Origin of the sequence: Friedmanniella luteola (assembly GCF_900105065.1) — a bacterium.
In the GTDB taxonomy this organism is placed as follows: domain Bacteria; phylum Actinomycetota; class Actinomycetes; order Propionibacteriales; family Propionibacteriaceae; genus Microlunatus; species Microlunatus luteolus.
Window position 1 is genome coordinate 3,367,746 of sequence record NZ_LT629749.1, and the last position, 21,536, is coordinate 3,389,281.

17 protein-coding genes are annotated in these 21,536 nt (G+C 74.8%); 7 read left to right on the forward strand and 10 right to left on the reverse strand.

What is annotated here, in order from left to right; all coding sequences use genetic code 11:
* Positions 1–52 precede the first annotated feature (52 nt).
* Complete coding sequence (locus BLT72_RS15880; protein ID WP_091414013.1) at positions 53–1,276, reverse strand: acetyl-CoA C-acetyltransferase; 1,224 nt, start codon at positions 1,274–1,276, stop codon at positions 53–55.
* Complete coding sequence (locus BLT72_RS15885; RefSeq protein WP_091414014.1) at positions 1,276–2,451, reverse strand: acyl-CoA dehydrogenase family protein; 1,176 nt, start codon at positions 2,449–2,451, stop codon at positions 1,276–1,278. The genes BLT72_RS15880 and BLT72_RS15885 overlap by 1 nt, the downstream gene beginning before the upstream one ends.
* 118 nt (positions 2,452–2,569) lie before the next feature.
* Between BLT72_RS15885 and BLT72_RS15890 the strand changes: the two genes are divergently transcribed.
* Positions 2,570–3,400 carry an NAD-dependent epimerase/dehydratase family protein gene (locus tag BLT72_RS15890; RefSeq protein WP_091414015.1) on the forward strand — a complete coding sequence of 277 codons (831 nt, stop codon included), beginning with the start codon at positions 2,570–2,572 and terminating at the stop codon, positions 3,398–3,400.
* Between the two features lie 62 nt (positions 3,401–3,462).
* Here BLT72_RS15890 and rfaE2 read toward each other — a convergent pair whose 3' ends face one another.
* Entirely contained in the window at positions 3,463–4,965 is a 1,503-nt protein-coding gene (gene rfaE2 / locus BLT72_RS15895; protein WP_197677064.1) for a D-glycero-beta-D-manno-heptose 1-phosphate adenylyltransferase, read from the reverse strand.
* Between the two features lie 183 nt (positions 4,966–5,148).
* Here rfaE2 and BLT72_RS15900 point away from each other — a divergent pair, with 183 nt between their 5' ends.
* Together BLT72_RS15900 and BLT72_RS15905 are read left to right on the forward strand one after the other, a co-directional pair.
* Positions 5,149–6,300, forward strand: a complete 1,152-nt coding sequence (locus tag BLT72_RS15900) for a glycosyltransferase family 9 protein (protein WP_197677065.1) — start codon at positions 5,149–5,151, stop codon at positions 6,298–6,300.
* A complete protein-coding gene (locus BLT72_RS15905) occupies positions 6,284–7,228 on the forward strand; it encodes a glycosyltransferase family 9 protein (protein ID WP_231930089.1) in 945 nt (314 codons plus the stop codon). The genes BLT72_RS15900 and BLT72_RS15905 overlap by 17 nt, the downstream gene beginning before the upstream one ends.
* Before the next feature lie 54 nt (positions 7,229–7,282).
* On the opposite strand, the gene BLT72_RS15910 is transcribed toward BLT72_RS15905, so the two are convergent.
* Positions 7,283–7,831, reverse strand: a complete 549-nt coding sequence (locus tag BLT72_RS15910; protein ID WP_091414017.1) for a YceI family protein — start codon at positions 7,829–7,831, stop codon at positions 7,283–7,285.
* A gap of 125 nt (positions 7,832–7,956) precedes the next feature.
* Here BLT72_RS15910 and BLT72_RS15915 point away from each other — a divergent pair, with 125 nt between their 5' ends.
* The 3 genes from BLT72_RS15915 to BLT72_RS15925 all read left to right on the forward strand — a co-directional run bounded on the left by BLT72_RS15915 (position 7,957) and on the right by BLT72_RS15925 (position 13,766).
* A complete protein-coding gene (locus BLT72_RS15915; protein WP_091414018.1) occupies positions 7,957–8,421 on the forward strand; it encodes a MarR family winged helix-turn-helix transcriptional regulator in 465 nt (154 codons plus the stop codon).
* A gap of 71 nt (positions 8,422–8,492) precedes the next feature.
* Positions 8,493–11,318, forward strand: coding sequence for an FAD-binding and (Fe-S)-binding domain-containing protein (locus BLT72_RS15920; RefSeq protein WP_091414019.1), 2,826 nt, complete (start codon positions 8,493–8,495; stop codon positions 11,316–11,318).
* 75 nt (positions 11,319–11,393) lie between these two features.
* Positions 11,394–13,766 carry an Ig-like domain repeat protein gene (locus tag BLT72_RS15925; protein ID WP_157720529.1) on the forward strand — a complete coding sequence of 791 codons (2,373 nt, stop codon included), beginning with the start codon at positions 11,394–11,396 and terminating at the stop codon, positions 13,764–13,766.
* A 70-nt stretch (positions 13,767–13,836) separates the two neighbouring features.
* Here the strand turns inward: BLT72_RS15925 and BLT72_RS15930 are convergent, their stop codons facing one another.
* From BLT72_RS15930 to BLT72_RS15950, 5 genes are all read right to left on the reverse strand, one after another.
* Positions 13,837–14,532: a dienelactone hydrolase family protein gene (locus BLT72_RS15930; RefSeq protein WP_197677066.1), complete on the reverse strand. Its 696-nt coding sequence runs from the start codon at positions 14,530–14,532 to the stop codon at positions 13,837–13,839.
* Between the two features lie 119 nt (positions 14,533–14,651).
* Complete coding sequence (locus BLT72_RS15935) at positions 14,652–15,110, reverse strand: pyridoxamine 5'-phosphate oxidase family protein (protein WP_091414022.1); 459 nt, start codon at positions 15,108–15,110, stop codon at positions 14,652–14,654.
* Between the two features lie 81 nt (positions 15,111–15,191).
* Complete coding sequence (locus BLT72_RS15940; protein ID WP_172826092.1) at positions 15,192–15,641, reverse strand: hypothetical protein; 450 nt, start codon at positions 15,639–15,641, stop codon at positions 15,192–15,194.
* Positions 15,642–15,680: 39 nt separating this feature from the next.
* Entirely contained in the window at positions 15,681–17,363 is a 1,683-nt protein-coding gene (gene ettA / locus BLT72_RS15945) for an energy-dependent translational throttle protein EttA (RefSeq protein WP_091414023.1), read from the reverse strand.
* A gap of 228 nt (positions 17,364–17,591) precedes the next feature.
* The gene (locus tag BLT72_RS15950; protein WP_197677067.1) at positions 17,592–19,070 is read right to left on the reverse strand and encodes an MFS transporter; all 1,479 of its coding nucleotides are present in this window, start codon (positions 19,068–19,070) and stop codon (positions 17,592–17,594) included.
* A gap of 95 nt (positions 19,071–19,165) precedes the next feature.
* On the opposite strand from BLT72_RS15950, the gene BLT72_RS15955 reads away from it, so the two are divergent.
* Positions 19,166–19,726 carry a TetR/AcrR family transcriptional regulator gene (locus BLT72_RS15955; RefSeq protein ID WP_091414025.1) on the forward strand — a complete coding sequence of 187 codons (561 nt, stop codon included), beginning with the start codon at positions 19,166–19,168 and terminating at the stop codon, positions 19,724–19,726.
* 144 nt (positions 19,727–19,870) lie between these two features.
* Here the strand turns inward: BLT72_RS15955 and BLT72_RS15960 are convergent, their stop codons facing one another.
* Positions 19,871–21,532: a GTPase gene (locus tag BLT72_RS15960; RefSeq protein WP_091414026.1), complete on the reverse strand. Its 1,662-nt coding sequence runs from the start codon at positions 21,530–21,532 to the stop codon at positions 19,871–19,873.
* Positions 21,533–21,536: the final 4 nt, after the last annotated feature.

Genomic DNA, 21,536 nt, shown 5'->3' on the forward strand with positions numbered 1-21,536 from the left:
GCGCCGCCGACCACAGCCGATTCTCAGGCTGCGGCCGACGGCCGGAGCTCGGTCAGGACAGCCGCTCGAGGATGATCGCCATCCCCTGCCCGCCGCCGACGCACAGGGTCTCCAGCCCCAGCTGGGCGTCCCGGCGGACCATGGCGTTGAGCAGGGTGGTCATGATCCGCGCCCCGGTCGAGCCGAAGGGGTGGCCGAGCGCGATGGCGCCGCCGTGCACGTTGAGCCGGTCGGGGTCGATGCCGAGGTCGCGCTGGGAGGCGATCACCTGGACGGCGAACGCCTCGTTGATCTCGACGAGGTCGACGTCGGACATCGCCATGCCGGCCCGGGCGAGCGCGCGGCGGCTGGCGTCCACCGGCCCGAGGCCCATGATCTCCGGGCTGAGCGCGCTGACGCCCGTCGCGACGATCCGGGCCAGCGGGGTGAGGCCCAGCTCGGCGGCGCGGGTGCTGCTCATGACCACCACCGCCGCGGCCCCGTCGTTGAGCGGGCAGCAGTTCCCCGCGGTGACCGTGCCGTCGGGACGGAAGACCGGCTTGAGGCCCGCGACGCCTTCCAGGGTGACCCCGGCCCGCGGGCCGTCGTCGGTCCGCACGACGGTGCCGTCGGCCAGCGTCACCGGGACGATCTCGGTGTCGAAGACGCCGTCGGCGATCGCCTGCTCGGCCCGGTTCTGCGAGCGGACCCCGAACTCGTCCTGCTCGCGCCGGGTGATCCCGCGCAGGCCGGCCACGTTCTCCGCCGTCTGGCCCATCGCGATGTAGACGTCGGGGAGCTCGCCGTCCTGCCGCGGGTCGTGCCAGGGGCGGCCGTCGCGGGCGGAGTCGAGGGTCCGCTGCTCGGCCGTCGCGAAGGCCGGGTGGTGGGTCTCGGGCGCGTCGACGCCGGCCGAGCCGAAGCCGCGGTACCTGGACACGCACTCCACGCCGCCGGAGACGAAGGCGTCGCCCTCCCCCGCCTTGATCGCGTGGAAGGCCATCCGCGCGGTCTGCACGCTCGAGGCGCAGAACCGGTTGACGGTCGCGGCCGGGACGCCGTCCAGACCGAGCTGCACGGCGACCCGGCGGGCGAGGTTGCCGCCGTGCTCGTCGCGCGGCTCCGCGCAGCCGAGGTAGAGGTCGTCGAGGGTGCCGGGGTCCAGGGCGGGCACCTGGTCGAGCACGGCCCGCACCACCCCGGCGGCGAGGTCGTCGGGCCGGACGGAGGCGAGCGAGCCCTTGACGGCCCGGCCGATGGGCGTCCGGCCGGCGGCGACGATGACGGCGTCGGGCATCAGTGGGCCCGGGCCTTCACGGGCTGGCCGCCCAGCCCGAGGTCGCGACCGATCAGCTCCTTCATGATCTCGTTCGACCCGGCCCAGATCCGCGACACCCGGGCGTCGGCCCAGGCCCGGGTGACCCGGTACTCGTTCATGTAGCCGTAGCCGCCCCACAGCTGGACGCAGGCGTCGAGGATGTCGTTCTGCACCTGCGCCGTCCACCACTTCGCCTTGGCGGCGTCGACGGCGGTGAGCCGGCCGTGCACCTGCTCCATCACGCAGGCGTCGACGAAGGCCTGGGTGACGTCGGCCGTGGTGACCAGCTCGGCCAGGGTGAAACGGTTGGCCTGGAACGTGCCGATCGGCTGGCCGAACGCCTGCCGTTCCTGCACGTAGACCAGCGTCTCGTCGAGGATCTGCCGGGCGTGGGACAGGTTGTAGACCGCGGCCCCGATCCGCTCGGTGACCAGGCGCTCCATCATCGCGACGAACCCGCCGTCGACCTCTCCGAGCACCTGCTCAGGCCCCAGCCGCACGTCGGCGAAGAACAGCTCGGCGGTGTCGGACTCGGGCTGGCCCACCTTGTCCAGCTTGCGACCCCGCTCGAAGCCCGGCATGCCGGTCTCGACGGCGAACAGGGTGATGCCGCGCGCGCCCTTCTCGGGGCTGGTCCGGGCGGCGACGACCACCAGGTCGGCGGACCAGCCGTTGGTGATGAAGGTCTTCGAGCCGTTGAGCACCCAGCCGTCACCGTCGCGGACGGCCCGGGTCTTGAGCGCCGCCAGGTCGGAGCCGCCGGAGGGCTCGGTCATGGCGATGGCCGTCAGCAGCTCGCCGGTGCAGAACCTGGGCAGCCAGCGCCGCTTCTGCTCCTCGGTGCCGAGGTCGACCAGGTAGGGGGCGACGCAGTCGGCGTGGATCCCGACGCAGGAGGGGTAGGCGAAGGACAGCTTGGAGAGCTCCTCGCTGAGCACCATGGAGAACCGCGGGTCGTCCAGGCCCATCCCGCCGTACTCCTCCGGCACCGCGAGGCCGAGCAGGTGGAGCCGGCCCATCTCCAGCCAGACGTCGCGGCCGAAGCCGTGGTCGGCGATGTGCTTCTCCTGGTCGGGCCGGAGCACCCGGTCGACGAACGTCCGGCAGGTGTCCCGGAACGCCTCGTGGTCCTCGTCGAAGATGGTGCGCCTCATCGCGGCCTCCAAGTTACCCGTCAGTAGGTAGGAGCGACACTACTCGCTCCCGGGCCTCCGCGGGGGCCGGCCGACGCCCCGGGAGCGCCGTCGTCGGCCGCTGCACTACGGTCGCCCGATGAGCACCGGGAGACGACGGGTCCTGCTGACGGGGGCGACGGGGACGGTGGCGGGGCAGCTGCTGCCGGCGCTGCGCGAGGCCTACGACCTGCGGCTGGTCGACGTCCGCGCCACCGACCGCGACGGCCAGGTCGTCGAGGGCGTGGAGCTCGTCGACCTGCTGGCCGTCGACGACACGGAGCTGCACGCGCTGTTCGAGGGCGTGGACACCGTCGTGCACTGCGGCTACGTCCGGCCGGCCGGTGAGCCCAGCTACGCCGAGGAGCGGCGCAACGTCGACATGACCCAGCGGGTCTTCGAGGCGGCCCGGACGGCGGGCGTCCGCCGGGTGGTCGCGGCCAGCACCAACCAGGCGTCGAAGTGGTACGAGCAGCCGTGGGCGCAGCACCGGATCGACCGGGTCGGGCCCGAGGACTACCCGCGCCCGGACACCTACTACGGCTGGGCCAAGGCCGCGTACGAGTCCCTGGGCTTCCTCTACGCCTGCGGTGCGCTGGGGAGGGCCGTCGAGGTGGTGCTGGTGCGCATCGTCGCCCCGCGGGAGATCGACGCCGCCGACTTCGCCGACCGGCCGTTGGAGCGCTACCTGCGCGACATCGCGGGCTACATCAGCGCCCGCGACCTGGCCCAGCTGTTCACGCGCTCGGTCGAGGCCCCCTCGGTCGAGGACCGCTTCGGCGTGCCGTTCCAGATCTTCTACGGCGTCTCGGCGAACGCGCGCACCTTCTGGAGCATCACGAACGCCCGCGAGGTCGTCGGCTACGCGCCGCAGGACGACTCCGAGGTGCGCTTCGCCGACGACATCGCGCGGATGCTGGCCCGCGGCTGAGGCCGGTGGGACTTCTGGCGGTCTGACCACCGTCCCGGTGGTCCAGCCGCCAGAAGTCCGGCTCAGTCGGGCAGCGGCTGGCCGCGGCGGGCCAGGATCCGCCCGACCACGTCGGTGGTGGACTGGCTGGGCACGAAGTCGAGGATCCGCACCTCGCCGCCGTAGGACTCGACGACCGCGGCCTCGACCAGCTGCTCGGGCCGGTAGTCGCCGCCCTTGGCGTAGACGTCCGGCCGGAGCCGCTCCAGCAGGGGCACCGGGGTGTCGGTGTCGAACACGGTGACGTGGGCGACGCAGCTGAGGGCGGCGATCACGCCGGCCCGGTCGGCCTCGCCGTTGATCGGCCGCTCGGGCCCCTTCAGCCGGCGGACCGAGCGGTCGCTGTTGACGGCGACGACCAGCACGTCCCCCAGCTGCGCCGCCTGCTGCAGGTAGGTGGTGTGGCCCCGGTGCAGCACGTCGAAGCAGCCGTTGGTCAACACGATGCGGCGGCCCGCCGCCCGGTCGGCGGCGACCCGGCGGAGCAGGGTCTCCTCGTCCAGCGCCGCGTCCCCGACGCCGAGGTGCTCGACCAGCTCGTCGGTGGAGCAGACGGAGGTGCCGAACCGCTGGACGACGACGTCGGCGGCGGCCTGCGCCAGCCGGGCCGCGACCTCCAGCGAGGTGCCCGCGGCCCGGGCCAGCGTCAGGGCGGCGACGAAGGTGTCCCCCGCCCCGGCGGCCTGCTTCTCCGCCCGGGGCGAGCCCGGGGTGCGGAAGGGCCGGCCGTCGGCGTCGCCGGTGAGCAGCATCGAGCCGTCACGGTCGAGGGTGACCAGCACGGACGCCGCCCCGGACCGCGTGCGCAGCTCCGCGGCCGCCGCGGTGAGCGCCGCCATCCGGGTGCCGTCGTGGGGCACCGCGCGGCCGAGCAGCCGGAACGCCTCCTCCGCGTTCGGCGTGACCACGTCGGGTCGCAGCGCCGCCCAGGGCGCGGGGTCGTGGGCGTCGACCACCACCAGGGGCGGCCGGGCCTGCCGGCCGACGGCGGACTGGACGGCGCTCAGCAGCACCCCCGAGTCGTAGTCGCAGACGAGGAGGGCCTCGGCCTCCACCAGCGCCTTCGCCGTGGCGGTGGCCAGCTCCTCCTCGAGCGCCGGCGTGAGCACCAGGGGCGGCACGTCGTCGATCCGGACGAGCATCTGGTCGTCGCTCACCACCCGCGTCTTGGTGACCGTGGCCACGTCGGGTGGGTCCAGCAGCCCGCTGACCTCCACGCCGGCCCGCTCCAGCAGCGCGCGCAGCGCCCGACCGGCCTCGTCCGCGCCCACCAGGCCGACCAGCCGCACGTCGGCCCCCAGCGCGGCGAGGTTCATCGCGGTGTTGGCCGCCCCGCCCGGCGCCTCGTGCCGTCCGCTGACCTCGACCACCGGCGCCGGGGCCTCCCGCGACAGCCGGCGGCTGGAGCCGACCCACCAGCGGTCGAGCATCACGTCGCCCACCACGACGACCCGCGGCGCGCGGTCGCGCAGCGTCAGCGGCAGGTCCGGGGTGACGGCGTCCGCCGCAGCCGAGGGGGTGGTCACGCCGCCGCCGATCCGCGACCGGCGACGGCGGGGCCGGTCCTGGTCTCGCTCCCCATGTCCCCTCCTCCTACCCACTTCTCCGCGCCTCGACGGGCCCGAGGAGGAGAAGTGGGTGGCCCTGTGCAGCGACCGTAGCGGAGGTGCACCAGAATCCCCCTGCGTCGGCGACGAGCGGAGGTGCGGGTGGACGGGACCGAGAGCTGGGTGGGGGTCGGCCGACCCCGCTTCCCCGGCGTGCGCCGCATCGCCGTCCTCCGCGGCAGCGGCATCGGTGACCTCGTCCAGTCGCTGCCCGCCGCCGAGGCGCTGGCCGCGGCCTACCCCCGCGCCGAGCTGACGCTGATCGGCACGCCCGCCCACCTGGCCCTGCTCGGGGGCCGGCCCTCCCCGTTCCACGCCCTCGTCGAGCTACCGGTGCACCCCGGCCTGCGAGCGGGACCCGAGGACCCGGCGGCGACGACGGCCTTCCGCCGGTGGTTCCGCGAGCAGCACGTCGACCTCGCCGTCCAGCTGCACGGCGGGGGCCGCAACTCCAACCCGTTCCTGCTCGGCCTCGGCGCCCGGCACACCGTGGGCAGCGCGACGGAGGACGCGCCGGCCCTGGAGCGGACCCGGCCCTTCCTGCACCTGCAGCACGAGGTGCTGCGCGGCCTGGAGGTGGTGGCGCTGGCCGGCGCTGTGCCGACCAGCCTGGAGCCACGGCTCCGGCTGCGCGCGGTCGAGCGGGCCCAGCGGGACGCGACGCGGACGGGTCCGCCCACCGTCGTCGTGCACCCCGGCGCCAGCGACCCCCGCCGGCACTGGCCCGTCGAGCGCTTCGCCACCGTCGTCGCAGCCCTGGTCGCCGACGGCGTCCGGGTGGAGCTCGTCGGGGACACCGCGGAGGTCGCCCTGGCCGAGCAGCTCCGAGCGAGCGTCGCCGACCCGGCCGGCCTGCTCACCTCCCGCGCCGGTGAGCAGACGCTGGGCGAGCTGGTGGGCACCCTCGCCGCGGCGGACGTCGTGCTGGGCAACGACTCCGGCCCCCGGCACGTCGCCGCGGCCGTCGGGACCCGGACCGCCGGCGTCTACTGGGTGGGCAACGTCGTCACCGCGGCACCGCTGAGCCGCAGCCGGCACCGGATCCAGGTCGGGTTCACCACCCGGTGCCCCGTCTGCGGACGCGACCTGAGCGAGCCGGGCTGGACGGCCGAGCGCTGCGAGCACGACCCGTCGATCGTCGCGGACGTGGACCCCGGCCGCGTGCTGACCGACGTGCGGGCGCTGCTGGCCGATGCGGTGCAGGAACGGCGCGCGGCCGCGAGGACGGGAGGCGCACGTGGACAGGCTGGCTGAGCCGGACGGGCGCCCGGAGCTGCTGGTGCTGCGCGCCCTGGGGCTGGGCGACCTGCTGGTCGCGGTCCCGGCGCTGCGCGGGATCCGCCGGGCCCGACCCGACGCGCGCGTCGTGCTGGCGACGTCGGCCTGGCTGGAGCCGGTGGTGGAGCTCGCCGACGCCGTCGACGTGCTGCTCCCGACGGTGGAGCTGGCCCCGCTGGACCTCGCACCCGGTCGGGTGGAGGCGGCGGTCGACCTGCACGGGCACGGCCCGCGCAGCCGGGCGGTCTGCGAGGCGGTCCGGCCGCAGCGGCTGGTCGGCTGGCGGGCGCCGGGCTGGGAGGGCCCCGAGCACCCGGAGGACGTCCACGAGCGCGAGCGCTGGGCGAGCCTGGTCACCGCGCACGGGATGCCGGCCGACCCGCTCGACCTGGCCCTGCGGCCCCCGGACCTGCCGAGCCCGCACCCCGGGGCGGTGGTCGTGCACGTCGGTGCCGCCTTCGGCTCGCGGGAGTGGCCCGTGGCGCGGTTCGGCGCGGTGGCCGCCGCGCTGCGGGCGCGGGACCTGGAGGTCGTCGTGACAGGGGGCGCACGGGACGTGGAGCGGGCCCGCCGGGTGGCCGAGGTCGGCGGGCTGCCCGCGGCCGCGGTGCTCGCCGGACGGCTGCCGCTGCTGGACTTCGCGGCCCTGGTGGCCGGGGCCCGGCTGGTGGTGACGGCCGACACCGGTGCCGGGCACCTGGCCTCGGCCTACGCGCGGCCCTCGGTCGTCGTCTTCGGGCCCGCCCCGCCGGAGCACTGGGGCCCGCCGCCGGGACCGCACGTCGCCCTCACCCATGCCGCGCTGCGCGGCTCCTCCCCCTTCACCGACCAGCCCGACCCGGCGCTGCTCGCCGTCACGGTCGCGGAGGTGCTGGCCGCCGTCGACTCGCTGCAGATCGTGTGAGCCGGCGAGGTGCCGTCACCTCGCCGGCTCGCACGCTGACGCGGGCGGCGGTCCTCAGGCGAGGACGGCCTCGATCTCGAGGTTGATGTCGATCTTGTCGCCGATGAGCAGCTTGCCGCCCTCAAGCGGGACGTTGAAGTCGACGCCGTAGTCCTTGCGGCTGATCGTGGTGCTGGCCTCGGCACCGAGCCGGGTCACGCCGTAGGCGTCCACGGCCACGCCGAGGAACTCCGCGGCCAGCTCGACGGGGCGGGTGCGGCCGTTGATGGTCAGGTCGCCGGTGATGACGTGCCCGTCCGGGCCCTCGACCACGCCGGTGGAGACGAAGACCAGCTGCTGGCCGGCCTCGGCGTCGAAGAAGTCGGTGGAGCGCAGGTGGCCGTCGCGCTGCTCGTTGTTCGTGGTGATGGACGCGCTCGTGATGGCGACCTCGACGGAGCTGGCGGTCGCGTCGTCGGTGGTGACGATCGTGCCGGAGAAGTCGGTGAAGGTGCCGCGGACCTTGCTCATCAGGTGCCGGACGGTGAAGCCGACGGTGGAGTGGCTGGGGTCGACGGTCCAGGTGCCGGCGACGAGGCCGGATCCGACGAGTTCGGTGGTCATGCTGTTCTCCTCAGGAGGGACGGGGTGCCGACACGGAGCCCGGCACTGAGTTGATGGTTCAACTGAGATCCAGTGTGGCCCCGTCTGATTGAAATGTCAACTACATCTCGGCTAGACTCGCGGTCATGCCCCGCGCCCAGACCGCACCTCGTTGGCTCGACGCCGATCAGCAGCGGATCTGGCGCGCCTACCTGCTGGGCAGCGCCCGCCTCGCCGAGCGGCTCGACGCCGACCTGCGCGCGTTCGGCCTCGACCTCGGCGAGTACGAGATCCTCGTCACGCTGTCCGAGGCGCCGGAGCGCCGGGTCCGGATGTCCGAGCTGGCCGACGCCGTGCACCAGTCCCGGTCCCGCCTCACCCACACGGTGTCGCGGATGGAGGCCGCCGGGCTGGTCGACCGGGCCAGCTGCCCGACCGACCGGCGCGGGGTCTGGGCGCACCTGAGCGACGAGGGCTTCGCGCTGCTGGAGTCCGCGGCCCCCACCCACGTCGAGGCCGTGCGCCGGAACTTCGTCGAGGCGATGACCGCGGAGGACTACCGAGCGGTCGGCCGGGCCTTCACCGCGGTGCTGGCCGCGAGCGACGACTGACCCCGGGCTCGTCGTCCACCCCCGCTCGCGGCCGGAGTGGGCACGACGCCGGCGACTAGCATGCAGTCGACATGCCGAACGCCGTGAGCCTGCCGAACCCGGTCGCCGAGCTGCCCGAGGTCGGTGACCTCCGGGCCGAGCTCCGCCGCCGCCGGGTCCCGCACACGCTGGACTCCACCAAGCTCACCCGCGCGCTCTACTCCTCCGACGCCTCCCTCTACCGGGTCGTGCCGCAGGCGGTCGCGCACCCGCGCACGGTCGAGGAGGCGGTCGCCGTGCTCGACGCCGCCCGGGCCGTCGGCATGCCGGTGACGACCCGCGGCGCGGGCACCTCGTGCGCCGGCAACGCCGTGGGTCCGGGGCTGGTGCTGGACACCGCCCGGCACCTCACCGCGATCACCGCGCTCGACCCCGGCGCCCGGACCGCGACCGTCGAGCCCGGCGTCGTGCAGTCCTCGCTGCAGGTCGCGGCCGCCCCGCACGGGCTGCGGTTCGGACCGGACCCGTCGACCCACAACCGCTGCACCATCGGCGGGATGATCGGCAACAACGCGTGCGGGCCGCGGGCGCTCGGCTACGGCCGGACCGCCGACAACGTCGTCGCCCTCGACGTGCTGACCGGCAGCGGCGAGCGCCTCCGGCTCGACGGCACCGAGAGCGTCGACGCCTTCGCCAGCCTGACCGCCCTGAAGAAGGTGGTCGGGGCCAACCTCGGCACCATCCGCACCGAGTTCGGCCGTTTCGGGCGGCAGGTGTCGGGCTACAGCCTGGAGCACCTCCTGCCGGAGCGTCGCTTCGACGTCGCCCGCTTCTTCGCGGGCACCGAGGGCACCCTGGGGGTCATCCTCGGCGCGACGGTCCGGCTGGTCGAGGACTCCCCGCACAAGCTGATGGTCGCGCTCGGCTACGCCTCGATGGCCGACGCCGGGGACGCCGCGACGGCGATCCTGCCGCACCGGCCGACGGCGGCCGAGGGCCTCGACCGGCGGATCGTCGAGGTCGTCCGGCGCACCCACGGCGAGGCGGCCGTGCCGCCGCTCCCCCGGGGCGACGGCTGGATGTTCGTGGAGGTGGTGGGCGACGACGCGGCCGAGGTCCGCGCCCGGGCCGAGCGGGTGCTGGCCGACGGGCAGGCCCTCGACGGTTTCGTGGTCGACGACCCCCGGCAGGCGCTGGCGCTGTGGAAGATCCGCGAGGACGGGGCCGGGCTGGCGGGCGTCAGCCTCGCGTCCCCGGCCTACCCGGGCTGGGAGGACGCGGCCGTCCCGCCCGAGCACCTGGGCAGCTACCTGCGCGACTTCGACGCCCTGCTCGCCAGCCACGGGCTGGACGGGCTGCCGTACGGCCACTTCGGCGACGGCTGCGTGCACGTCCGCATCGACTTCCCGCTGACCACCGCCGGCGGCGACGCCGTGCACCGCGCCTTCCTGCGGGAGGCGGCCGCCCTGGTCGCCCGCTACGGCGGCTCGATGTCGGGCGAGCACGGCGACGGCCGGGCCCGCTCGTCGCTGCTGCCGGCCATGTACTCCGCCGACGCCATCCGCCTCTTCGGCGAGGTCAAGGCCGCCTTCGACCCCGACGACCTGCTGAACCCGGGGGTCCTCGTCGACCCCCGCCCCTTCGACGCCGACCTGCGCGCCGTCGCGCTCGTCGGCAAGGTCGACCACTTCGCGCAGGAGGTGCACAACTGCTCCGGGGTGGGCAAGTGCCTGGCGAACACCACCCCCGGGCTCGGCGTGATGTGCCCGTCGTACCAGGCCACCCGCGAGGAGAAGGACTCGACCCGCGGGCGCGCCCGGGTGCTGCAGGAGATGATCAACGGCGAGGTGATCACGATGGGGTGGAAGTCCCCCGCCGTGCACCAGGCCCTCGACCTCTGCCTGTCCTGCAAGGGATGTGCGCGCGACTGCCCCACCGGGATCGACATGGCGTCGTACAAGTCGCAGGTGATCGACCACACCTACCGCGGCAAGATCAGGCCGCGCAGCCACTACACGCTGGGCTGGCTGCCGCGCTGGGGCCGCATGATCACCCGCAACCGCGCGCTCTCGACCTTGATCAACACCACGATGGCCACCCCGGGGCTGCGCCGGGTGGTGCGCTGGAGCGCCGGCGTCGACCAGCGCCGCGCGCTCCCCCGGTTCGCGACCCGCGCCGCCCGCGACCGGGTCGACGTGCCGGCGAGCGGCGGCCGACGCGTCGTCCTCTGGGTGGACTCGTTCTCCGACTGCTTCACCGGTGAGGGCGTCGAGGCCGCGGTGGCCCTGCTCACCCAGGCCGGGTACGCCCCGGAGTTCCTGGAGCGCAACGCCTGCTGCGGCCTGACCTGGATCAGCACCGGTCAGCGGGACGGGGCCCGTCGGCAGCTGCGGGAGGCGCTCGACGTGCTGCACCCCCACGTCGCCGCCGGGACGCCCGTCGTCGGGCTCGAGCCGTCGTGCCTGGCCGTGTGGCGCAGTGACGCCGCCGAGCTCCTGCCGGACGACCCGCGCGTGGGCGACCTCGCCGCCGGCGTGCTGACGATGGCCGAGCTGCTCACCCGCACGGAGGGCTGGCGTCCCCCCGACCTGAGCGGGGTCGAGCTGGTCGCCCAGCCGCACTGCCACCACGCCTCGGTGATCGGCTGGAAGGCCGACGCGGACCTGCTGGCCGCCTCGGGCGCGACGGTGACCACGGTCGGCGGCTGCTGCGGCCTCGCCGGCAACTTCGGTGCCGAGAAGGGCCACTACGACGTCTCGGTGAAGGTCGCCCAGCACGACCTGCTGCCCGCCGTCGAGTCCCGACCGGACGCGGTGGTGCTGGCCGACGGGTTCTCCTGCCGGACCCAGCTGGCCGAGCTCGCGGGCCGCCGAGCCGTCACCCTGGCGGAGCTCCTGACCCGCCCTCACCCCTCCTGACCAGGGCCGGGACTTTGGTCCTGACTCTTCGGCCGGATGGCGGCGTTCCTCCACTTCGCTGACAGACTTCGGGCCATGTTGGCGATCCCCCGAGCCATCCCTGTTCGCGCGCGCTCCCTGGCCCTGGGCCTGCCCCTCCTGCTCACCGGTCTGCTGGTGCTGAGCCCGGCCCCCGCCCAGGCGGCGCCTGCCCCCGCACCGTCGACCGTCGCCGCGGTCGACCCGCGCGACCGCGCCTCCGTGGCGGCGGTCTACCACGACGTCTACCTGCCGGCGATGGCCGTCCGCGCGCCGGCGGCGGCCACCGACCTGCGCACCACCTGCCGGGCCGGCGGCACACCCGCGGCGCTGCAGAACGCCACCCGCGACCTGGTGAACTACTTCCGCGCCCTGAGCGGCGTCGCCCCGGTCACCTTCGACGCCGACTACTCGGCCCGGGCCCAGAAGGCCGCCCTCATCGGCTACGCGAACAACCAGCTCAGCCACGCGCCGGCGCGGAGCGCCGTCTGCTTCAGCGAGGACGGGGCCGACGCCGCCGCCCGCTCCAACCTCGCCCTCGGCTACGCGGGGGCCGACGTCGTCCGCGGCTACATGGACGACGCCGGGGAGGGCAACCGGGCCGCCGGTCACCGCTGGTGGCTGCAGAACCCCCGGACGGCCACGATGGGCAACGGCACGGTGGGCACGGCCAACGCGCTGTGGGTGGCCGGTGAGAAGAGCTTCACGACCGCTCCCCGCTACACCAGCTGGCCCTCCGCGGGCTACGTCCCCGCCCCCCTGGAGCCGGGCGGCCGCTGGTCGTTCACGACCTGGGACCCCGACTACGACCTGAGCCGGGCCACCGTCGGCGTCACCGGGCCGGCGGGCGAGGTCGCCGTCACCCAGGCCCCGGTCGACCCCACCTTCGGCTCGCTGGTCTTCGACGTCGGCGCGATCGCCCGACCCGAGGGCTCCGCGGCCAGCGACTACACCGTGACCGTCACCGGCATCCTCAAGCGCGGGGAGCCGATCTCCCCCTACCGCTACACCGTGGCCCTGTTCGACCCCGACGCGGACCTGCCCCTGGAGGCGACGACGGAGGTCGCGGTGACCGGGACCACGCAGGTCGGCCAGGTCCTGACGGCGGTGGCGCCCGCCTGGTCGCTGCCCGGCACGACGACGACCTACCAGTGGTTCCGCGGCGACCTGGCGATCCCCGACGCCACCGGGACGGCGCTGCTGCTGACCTCCGCCGACACCGGGTCCGCGATCCGGGTCGAGGCCACCGGCCGCGTGGCGGGGCGGGCACCCGTGGTCGACCGCTCCGAGCCGACGACGCTGGTGACGACGCCCGCCTCGGTCAGCGTCACCGCCACCTCCCCGGACCAGGGCGAGGTCCGGCTGTCGGTGACCGTGGCGGCCGCCGGCGAGCCGGCCCCGAGCGGCACCGTCGACATCCTCGAGGGCGAGACGGTCGTCGCGCCGGCCGTCCCCCTCGCCGCGGGCCGGGCCACCCGGACCCTGAGCGGGGTCACGCCGGGCGACCGCAGCTACACCGTCCGCTTCCGCGGCACGGCCCGCGTCAGCCCCGCCACCTCCCCCGCCGCCGCCGTCAGCGTGGGCGGGCCCGTCCAGGCCGAGCTCGAGGTCCGGACCGCCTCGCCGGCCCCGGGCCGGCTCGCGCTGGACGTGGTCGTCACCGGGAAGGGTGAGCAGCAGGGCCCGGACGGCCGGCTGGAGGTCCGGGAGGGCACCGCCCTCGTCGGCGCCCCGGTCGCGGTCACCGACGGCCGCGCCGCCTGGACCGCCAGCGGGCTCCGGCCCGGGGCCCACACCTACACCGTGCGGTTCCTGGGCTCCAGCCGTGTCGCGCCCGCCAGCGTGACCACGGTGGCCACCGTCGGGGACCGGGCGACCACCACGGTCGCCGCCTCGGCGACGTCACCGTCGGTCGGCGTCCTGACCGTCGCCGCGGCCGTCACCGCGGCGGGCCAGCCCGCGTCGGGCGGGACGGTGACGATCGCCGAGGGCACCAAGACCGTGGTCAGCGGGCTGCCGGTGACCGCCGGGCGGGCGACCTGGACCGGCCAGCGCCTGACCAGCGGCCGGCACACCTACACGCTCCGCTACAGCGGCACCACCGCGGTCAAGCCGGCGACGACGACGCTGGCCACGACGGTCAAGGCCAAGGTCGCGCCCGTCCTGACCCTCCGGGCGAGCTCGCCGTCGTCGCGGAAGGTGACCGTCGCGATCGCGGTCAAGGCCAGCGGCCAGACCGGCCTGGGCGGGACCGTGACGGTCAGGGAGGGCACCAGGACGCTCAAGTCCGGCCTCGTGGTCACGAGCGGGAAGGCGACCTGGACGGCGACCAAGGTCGCCGCGGGCAAGCACACCTACACCGTGTCCTACGGCGGCACCTCCCAGGTGGCGGCCGGGACCGCGAAGGTGGCCGTCACCGTCAGGAGGTGAGCCCGCACGCCGCGGGTCGAGGCCCTGCCGGCGGACCGACCACCCTGACGGTGGTCGATCCGCCAGGAGGTCAGCCGAGGTGGCGGTGCAGGAACTCGAGCGTGCGCTGCCAGGCGAGGGCGGCGCTCTCGGCGTCGTAGGTGCCGAGGTGGTCGTCGTCGTTGGCGAAGGCGTGCCCGGCCGGGTAGTAGAAGTACTCGACCTCCACGCCGGCCTCGTCGCGGATCTGCTGCTCCTGGGCGCGGGCCTGGTCGGCGGGGTACATGGCGTCCTCCTCCCCGTAGTGCCCCTGCACCGGCGCGCTGATCGCCGCGTAGGAGCCCGGCAGGTGACCGACGCCGTAGTAGGGCACGACGGCGCCGATGGCGTCCGGCCGCTCCGTGGCCAGCAGCAGGACGAACCCGCCGCCCATGCAGTAGCCGACGGCCCCGACCTTCTCCGAGGTCACGGCCTGCTGCTCCTGCAGGTAGTCCACCGCCCCGGCGAGGGCGGCCGCGGCCTCCACCTCGGAGAGGGCGCCGGAGAGCTCGCCGGCCTCGTCGACGCCGTGGGTCACCCGGCCGCCGTAGAGGTCCGGGGCCAGGGCGACGAAGCCCTCCGCGGCGTACCGGTCGACCATCGCGACCATGTGGTCGTCCAGGCCCCACCACTCCTGGATCACGATCAGGCCGGGACCGCTCCCCCCGGGCGGCAGCTGCAGGTAGCCGCTGATCGTCGTGCCGTTGCGGTCGAACCTGACGTTCTGGTGGGGGGCGAGGTCGCTCAAGGCTGTGGTCCTTCGTGTGGGGTCGGGAGTGGGTCCGGCCGCCACTGTAGCCATGTCGGTCGCGCGCGACCCATCGGCCTCGGTGCGGTCGCGCCGGCCGGTCCTGCCCGGCCCGCCGGTCAGGCGGAGAGTGCGCTCGGGAAGCGGGTCTCGAAGTCGAGGACGGTGGCCCAGCGGGGCACGAACCGGAGCCGCGCCATCGGCTTGCCCTCCAGCTGCGCGGCCCAGGCCCGGCCCTGCTCCTCCCCCAGGTAGCGGCAGGCCGCCGCCACGTACTCGGCGGGCGGGCCGTCGACCGCCTGGACCTCCACCTCACCCCGCAGCGAGAGCACGTGGGCCGGGAAGCCCTCCGTGTCGATGGTCAGCGCCGCCTGCGGTCGCCGCCGCAGCGCCTTCAGCTTGGGCGCCCGGCCGGGCGTGCCCATCACGACGGCCGTCCCGTCCCAGTGGAACCAGATCGGCACGACGCGGGGTGAGCCGTCCGTCCACGTGTAGGCCAGCCGCGCGGGGACCTTCGAGGCCAGCAGCTCCTGGGCCACCGGGTCGCGCAGCAGGGACAGGTCTCCGGACGGGGTCATGGCCGCTCCTCGGTCGTCGGTGAGCCGCACGCTAGCCACGGCCGCGCCGGGCGGACAGGTGCAGGAACACCCCGTGCCGCGTCAGCCGGCCGGCGTCGCCTCGTGACCGGGTTCGCCGCGGGTGCGCCCGGCCTGCTTCAACCGGGCCTCGAAGAGGTGCCGCCGACCGCCGGCCAGCCGGTCGCGGGCGTCCTTCTCCAGCGTGCGGAACAGCGACCAGTAGCCGTCGTCGTAGTCCTCGACCACCTGGAACGTCCAGCGGCCCTGGAGCACGTTCCGGCCGACCAGCTCCCGGTCGACCCGCTCGGCCACCTCGCCGTGGCCGGCGTCGCGCAGGGCCTCGACAGCGCCCTGCAGCGCGATGTCCGCCTCACCGGTCAGCTGGTGGAACGAGTACAGGTGGCCGCGGGCCCGCTCCACCGTCTCGAGCGCCTCGCTGAGCTGGCCCAGCGCGTCGACCGTGGCGTCGTCCACCCCGTCCGGCGTCACGTGGTCGGGGTCGGGCAGGTCCTCGGGCGGGACGTCGGGCACGCGGGGCTCCTCGGTGGGGTCGACAGGTCGACCCTAACCTCAGCCGCGGGTGAGGCGGCGGTGGGTCGCCCGGTGCGGTCGGGCCGCCTCGGCACCCAGCCGGGCGATCTTGTTGGCCTCGTAGTCGGCGTAGTTGCCCTCGAACCAGAACCACTGGGCCTGGTCCTCGTCGTCGCCCTCCCAGGCCAGGATGTGGGTGGCGACGCGGTCCAGGAACCACCGGTCGTGCGAGATCACCACGGCGCAGCCCGGGAACTCGAGCAGCGCGTCCTCCATCGACTGCAGGGTCTCGACGTCCAGGTCGTTGGTCGGCTCGTCGAGGAGCAGCAGGTTGCCGCCCATCTTCAGCGTCAGGGCCAGGTTCAGCCGGTTCCGCTCACCGCCGGAGAGCACCCCCGAGGGCTTCTGCTGGTCCGGGCCCTTGAAGCCGAAGGAGGCGACGTAGGCCCGCGACGGGACCTCGAAGCTGCCGACCTTGATGTAGTCGAGGCCGTCGGACACGAGCTCCCAGACGTTCTTCGTCTCGTCCAGGCCGGAGCGGCTCTGGTCGACGTAGGAGTACTTGACCGTCTCGCCGATCCGCAGCGCACCGGCGTCCGGGGTCTCCTCCCCCACGATCATCCGGAACAGCGTGGACTTGCCCACACCGTTCGGGCCGACGACGCCGACGATGCCCGCCCGCGGCAGCGAGAAGCTGAGGCCGTCGAACAGCAGCCGGTCGCCGAAGCCCTTGACCAGCTTGTCCGCGTCCAGCACGGTGCTGCCCAGCCGCGGGCCGGCCGGGATGTTGATCTCCTCGAAGTCCAGCTTGCGGTTGCGGTCGGCCTCGGCCGCCATCTCCTCGTAGCGGGCCAGCCGGGCCTTGTTCTTGGCCTGCCGCGCCTTCGGGTTGGCGCGGGCCCACTCCAGCTCGCGCTCGAGGATCTTGGCGCGCTTGGCGTCCCGCTTGCCCTCGACCTGCAGCCGGGCCCGCTTGGAGTCCAGGTAGGTCGAGTAGTTGCCCTCGTAGGGGTGGGTCTTGCCGCGGTCGATCTCGAGGATCCACTCGGCGACGTTGTCCAGGAAGTACCGGTCGTGGGTCACGGCCAGGACGGCGCCGGCGTAGGACTTGAGGTGGCCCTCCAGCCAGTGCACCGACTCGGCGTCCAGGTGGTTGGTGGGCTCGTCGAGCAGCAGCAGGTCGGGCTGCTGCAGGAGCAGCTTGCACAGGGCCACCCGGCGGCGCTCACCACCGGAGAGGATGTCCACCAGCGCGTCCGGCGGCGGGCAGCGGAGCGCGTCCATCGCCTGCTCCAGCTGGGAGTCGATGTCCCAGGCGTTGCGGTTGTCGAGCTCGGTCTGCACGTCGCCCATCTCGGCCATCAGGGCGTCGAAGTCGGCGTCGGGCTCGCCCATGGCGACCCCCAGCTCGTCCATCCGGCGCTGCAGCGCCTTGATGTCGGCGACGGCCTCCTCGACGTTCTCGAGCACCGTCTTGCCCTCGGTCAGCGGCGGCTCCTGCAGCAGGATGCCGACCGTCGCCTCCTTGGCCAGCATCGTGTCGCCGTTGTTGGGCTTCTCGATCCCGGCCATCAGCTTGAGCAGCGTCGACTTGCCGGTGCCGTTGGGGCCGACGACGCCGATCTTCGCGCCCGGGTAGAAGGACAGGGTGATGTTGTCGAGGACGACCTTGTCACCGAGCGCCTTGCGGACGTTGTGCATCGAGTAGATGAACTCAGGCATGAGGAGCCGGACCTTTGCTGTCGCGTGCGGGGGTGGTGCGGTGTCGTGGGGGCGGGGCCGTGTCGTGGGTCGGGGCGCGACGGTGGACGGCGACCCGCAGCCGCCCAGTATGCCAGCGCGAGGTGACCGGCTCGACCTCGAGCCGGCCGGCCGCGCGCGGGGCACCCGGTGCGCGTCGAGGCACCCCCTGGAGAGGGTGCCTCGACGGCGACGGGGTGCCCGGGAGGCTCAGCCGAGGTGCGCGGCCGGCTCGGTCGCGCCGAACCTCCGCCGGTCGACCCGGATCATCGTCCAGGCCACGGGCGCGGCGACGACGAGGCCGATCGCGGCGGAGCGGAACACCCAGGCGTAGCCGTCGACGAGGGCGGCGAGGTCGGGGCCCTGCGCGCCCGCGGCCGCGGTGACCACGGCGGCGTAGACCGCGGTGAACACGGCCGTGCCGATCGAGCCGCCGATCTGCTGGGTGGCGGTCACGGCGGCGCTGGCGACGCCGGCGTCCCGCGGCTCGATGCCGAGCAGCGCGACGTTCTGCAGCGGCACGAAGACGAGCGCCATGCCGACGCCCAGCAGCAGCTGGCCGGGCAGCACCTGCGCGGCGTAGGAGCCGTCGACGGTGATCCGGCTCATCACCAGCAGGCCGGTGGCGGCGACGAGCGGACCCGCCGTCATCAGGACGCGCGGCCCGACCGTGCCCAGCAGCTTCGAGACGACCGGCGCCGTGAACACGATGGCGCCGGTCATGGGCAGCGAGGACAGGCCGGCCCGCAGCGGCGTCATGCCGAGGACCAGCTGGAAGTGGAAGGTGAGGTACAGCAGGGCGCCGATGAGGGCGGCCCCGACCAGGACGGACACCAGGTAGGCGCCGCCCCGGGTGCGGTCGGCCAGGACGCGCATCGGCAGCAGCGCGTGCGCGGTGCGGCTCTCGACCCGCACGAACGCGGCGAGCAGCAGGACGCCGAGCACCAGGAAGGTCACGGTGTCCCAGCGGCCCCAGCCGCCCTCGGCGCGGGAGAAGCCGTAGACGAGCGACGCGAGCCCGGCCGTCACCAGCACCGCGCCCGGCACGTCGTAGCGGTTGTGACCCTCGGCCCGGCTCTCCTGGAGCAGCGGCAGGGCGGCCACGATGGCCACCACCGCGATCGGGACGTTGACCAGCAGGCACCAGTGCCAGCTCAGGAACTCGGTCAGCACGCCGCCCAGCACGAGGCCCACCGCGGCGCCACCGCCGCCGATGGTGCCGTAGACCGCGAAGGCGCGGACGCGGTCGCGGCCCGAGGGGAACGTGACCGACAGGACGGCCAGTGCCGCCGGGGCGAGCAGCGCGGCGAAGGCGCCCTGCAGCCCGCGGGCGGCCAGCAGCATCTCTCCGGAGGTGGCCACCCCGCCGAGGGCGGAGGCCAGCGCGAAACCGCCCATGCCGACGATGAACGAGCGCTTGCGCCCCCAGAAGTCGGCGATCCGGCCGCCGAGCAGCAGGAGGGCGCCGAATGCGAGCGCGTAGACCGTCACGACCGCGCCCCGCTGCCCGTCGGACATGCCCAGGTCGGCCTGCGCGGCCGGCAGCGCGATGTTGACGATGGTGGCGTCGAGCACGACGGTGAGCTGCGCGAGGGCGACGACGAGGAGGACGAGCCAGCGGCGCCGACCGGCCGGAGCTGCGGTGTCCGTCCCGTCGCTGGACGTGCGGAGACGGGTGGAAACGGACACGGGGATCCCTCGGGTAGAGCAGGCGGAGACCTCAGCGTAGGGGGACCCACCGCCGCGGGTCAAACGAACTAGTTCGACTGGTCTAGCCTGGACCCATGACCGCCACGACCGCCGACGTCCGGAGCCGCGTCCTGCTGGCCGCCCGGGCCGAGTTCGCGGAGCGCGGGCTGGCCGGCGCCCGGGTCGACCGGATCGCCGCCGAGGCGCGTGCCAGCAAGGAACGTCTCTACGCCTACTTCGGCGACAAGGTCACGCTCTTCCAGGCGGTCCTGGACGCCGACGCGGCGGAGTTCCACGCCGCCGTGACCCTCGACCCGGCCGACGTCGCCGGCTTCGTCGGCGCCGTGTTCGACGAGTCGGCCCGGCACCCGGAGCACCTGCGGATGCTGACTTGGGCCCGGCTCGAGGGGATCCCGTACCGGCTGCCGGACGAGGCCGTCCCGCGCCGCAAGCTGGAGGCCCTGGAGCAGGCCCAGCGCGAAGGCCGGGTCGACCCCGGCTGGCGGCCCGAGGACCTCCTCGAGCTGCTGTTCTCCGTGGCCCACGCCTGGGTGCAGACACCGGTCCGGCCGGAGGACCAGGTCTCCTCCCCCGCCGAGCAGCGCGCGGCCGCCGTCGAGGCGGCCCGCCGGATCCTCGCCGCGCCCGTTCCCTGAGCCGGTCGAAGGGCCCCGCTCCCGGAGCCGGTCGACGGGCCTCCGGGACTGATACCCCGCCCCTGCGGTCCTGCGCCCGGGGCGCGACGGCCCTTCGACAGGTCCAGGGAGCGGTGGCCGACCCGGGCGTTCCGGGCAGCAGGCTCAGCGGGCGTTCCGGGCCCGGTCGAGCGCGACGCGGGCGTCGTCGTAGCGCTGCCGCTCCAGCCGGAGCGGCTCGACCACCAGCCGGTCGGCCACGGCGGCGACGGAACGCCGCAGGGCCAGGCGGGCACGGCGCGCGCGGCGCCGGGCGCCGACCACCACCCCGATCCGGGACAGGGCCGCGACGAGCAGTCCCGCCACCACCCCGCCGAGCGTGAGCACGGTCGGCGCGGGCAGGCCCCACCACAGCACGTCGGGCAGCGGGGGCAGCCGCAGGTAGGCCAGCACGAAGGCCGACCCCAGCCAGACCAGCCCAGCGACGACGGCCGCGACCAGCACCCACTGCAGCACCCGGACGGCCTGCCACCAGCGCCGGTGCCCCGCCAGGTCGAGGTCGGTGCCGGCGACCGCGCGGTCGAGCGCGTCGGGCAGCTCGCCCTGGCCGGAGCGCGCAGCGGAGCGGACGGCGTCGACCCAGCCGCGGCCCAGGCCGGCCGACGCGGTGTCGGCCAGCGAGCGCAGCGCGGTGTCGACGCGGGCCTGCTGCACCCCGGTGGTGGCGGGCAGCGAGGTGCGTCCGACGCCCGACGGGTCGATCTCCCTGCGGCGGCCGCCGGCCCCCAGCCGGTCCAGGTGCAGGCGGCGGAGCGGGTCGGGCTTGAACTTGGCCAGCCAGGCGAGGACGGGCCACCCGGTGGCGAGGCCGCCGCGGAGCCGCCAGGCCTTGTCCACCGCCTCGACGACCACGGGGACACCGGCCGCCTGCGCCAGCTGGGTGGTCAGCGTGTCGACGGTCCCGGCGGACAGCGTCGGCAGCTTCTCCTCCCCCGACGCCCGGACCAGCCCGGCGGCGGCGGCCTCGACGTCGGCGGCGAGCCGTCGGGCGGCGGCCCGCTTGTCGGCGATCCGCCGGCCCAGCCGGGCGCGCAGCTGGTCGAGGCCCTCGCCGGTGCGGGCGGACACGCCGAGCACCTCGGCGGCACCGAGGCCCTCGCTGGCCAGCAGCCGGCGGAGGTCGCGCAGGCACTGGTCCTGCTGCTCGGGGGTGAGGGTGTCCACCTGGTTGAGGACGACCATCATCACGTCGACGTGGGAGGCGAGCGGCTTCAGGTAGCGCTCGTGCAGGGCGGCGTCGGCGTACTTCTGCGGGTCGACGACCCACACCAGCATGTCGACCAGCTGGACCAGCCGGTCGACCTCCATCCGGTGCGCCACCTCGGTGGAGTCGTGGTCGGGCAGGTCGAGCAGCACGAGCCCGTCGAGCCCCGTCGCCAGCCGCGGGTCGGCCTCGAGGGCGTGCCGGCGCGGGATGGCCAGCCAGTCGAGCAGCTCCTCGGCGGAGTCGTCGCCGAAGCTGCAGGCGAGCGCCGTGGAGGTGGTGGGGCGCCGGACCCCGACGGTGGCCAGGTCGGTGCCGGTGAGGGCGTTGAAGGTGCTCGACTTCCCCGAGCCGGTGGCGCCGGCCAGGGCGACGACGGTGGCCGCGCCCGAGACGGCGAGCCGACGGTCCGTCTGGGTCACGACGCGGCGCGCCTCGAGCACGGCGTCGGCGTCGACGCGGCCCTCGCAGAGGTCGGCGGCCTCCCCCAGCGCGCGCACCCGGGTGACCAGCCGGGCCGTCTCGTCCGGTCGGCGCAGCAGGGCCACGCCCTTGCCGGCCATCAGC

What these genes read in the sequence shown, in the direction of transcription:
- BLT72_RS15880 (WP_091414013.1), bottom strand. Translation starts at nt 1,276, where the DNA reads ATGCCCGACGCCGTCATCGTCGCCGCCGGCCGGACGCCCATCGGCCGG.
- BLT72_RS15885 (WP_091414014.1), bottom strand. Translation starts at nt 2,451, where the DNA reads ATGAGGCGCACCATCTTCGACGAGGACCACGAGGCGTTCCGGGACACC.
- BLT72_RS15890 (WP_091414015.1), top strand. Translation starts at nt 2,570, where the DNA reads ATGAGCACCGGGAGACGACGGGTCCTGCTGACGGGGGCGACGGGGACG.
- BLT72_RS15910 (WP_091414017.1), bottom strand. Translation starts at nt 7,831, where the DNA reads ATGACCACCGAACTCGTCGGATCCGGCCTCGTCGCCGGCACCTGGACC.
- BLT72_RS15915 (WP_091414018.1), top strand. Translation starts at nt 7,957, where the DNA reads ATGCCCCGCGCCCAGACCGCACCTCGTTGGCTCGACGCCGATCAGCAG.
- BLT72_RS15920 (WP_091414019.1), top strand. Translation starts at nt 8,493, where the DNA reads ATGCCGAACGCCGTGAGCCTGCCGAACCCGGTCGCCGAGCTGCCCGAG.
- BLT72_RS15925 (WP_157720529.1), top strand. Translation starts at nt 11,394, where the DNA reads ATGTTGGCGATCCCCCGAGCCATCCCTGTTCGCGCGCGCTCCCTGGCC.
- BLT72_RS15935 (WP_091414022.1), bottom strand. Translation starts at nt 15,110, where the DNA reads ATGACCCCGTCCGGAGACCTGTCCCTGCTGCGCGACCCGGTGGCCCAG.
- ettA (WP_091414023.1), bottom strand. Translation starts at nt 17,363, where the DNA reads ATGCCTGAGTTCATCTACTCGATGCACAACGTCCGCAAGGCGCTCGGT.
- BLT72_RS15955 (WP_091414025.1), top strand. Translation starts at nt 19,166, where the DNA reads ATGACCGCCACGACCGCCGACGTCCGGAGCCGCGTCCTGCTGGCCGCC.
- BLT72_RS15960 (WP_091414026.1), bottom strand. Translation starts at nt 21,532, where the DNA reads ATGGCCGGCAAGGGCGTGGCCCTGCTGCGCCGACCGGACGAGACGGCC.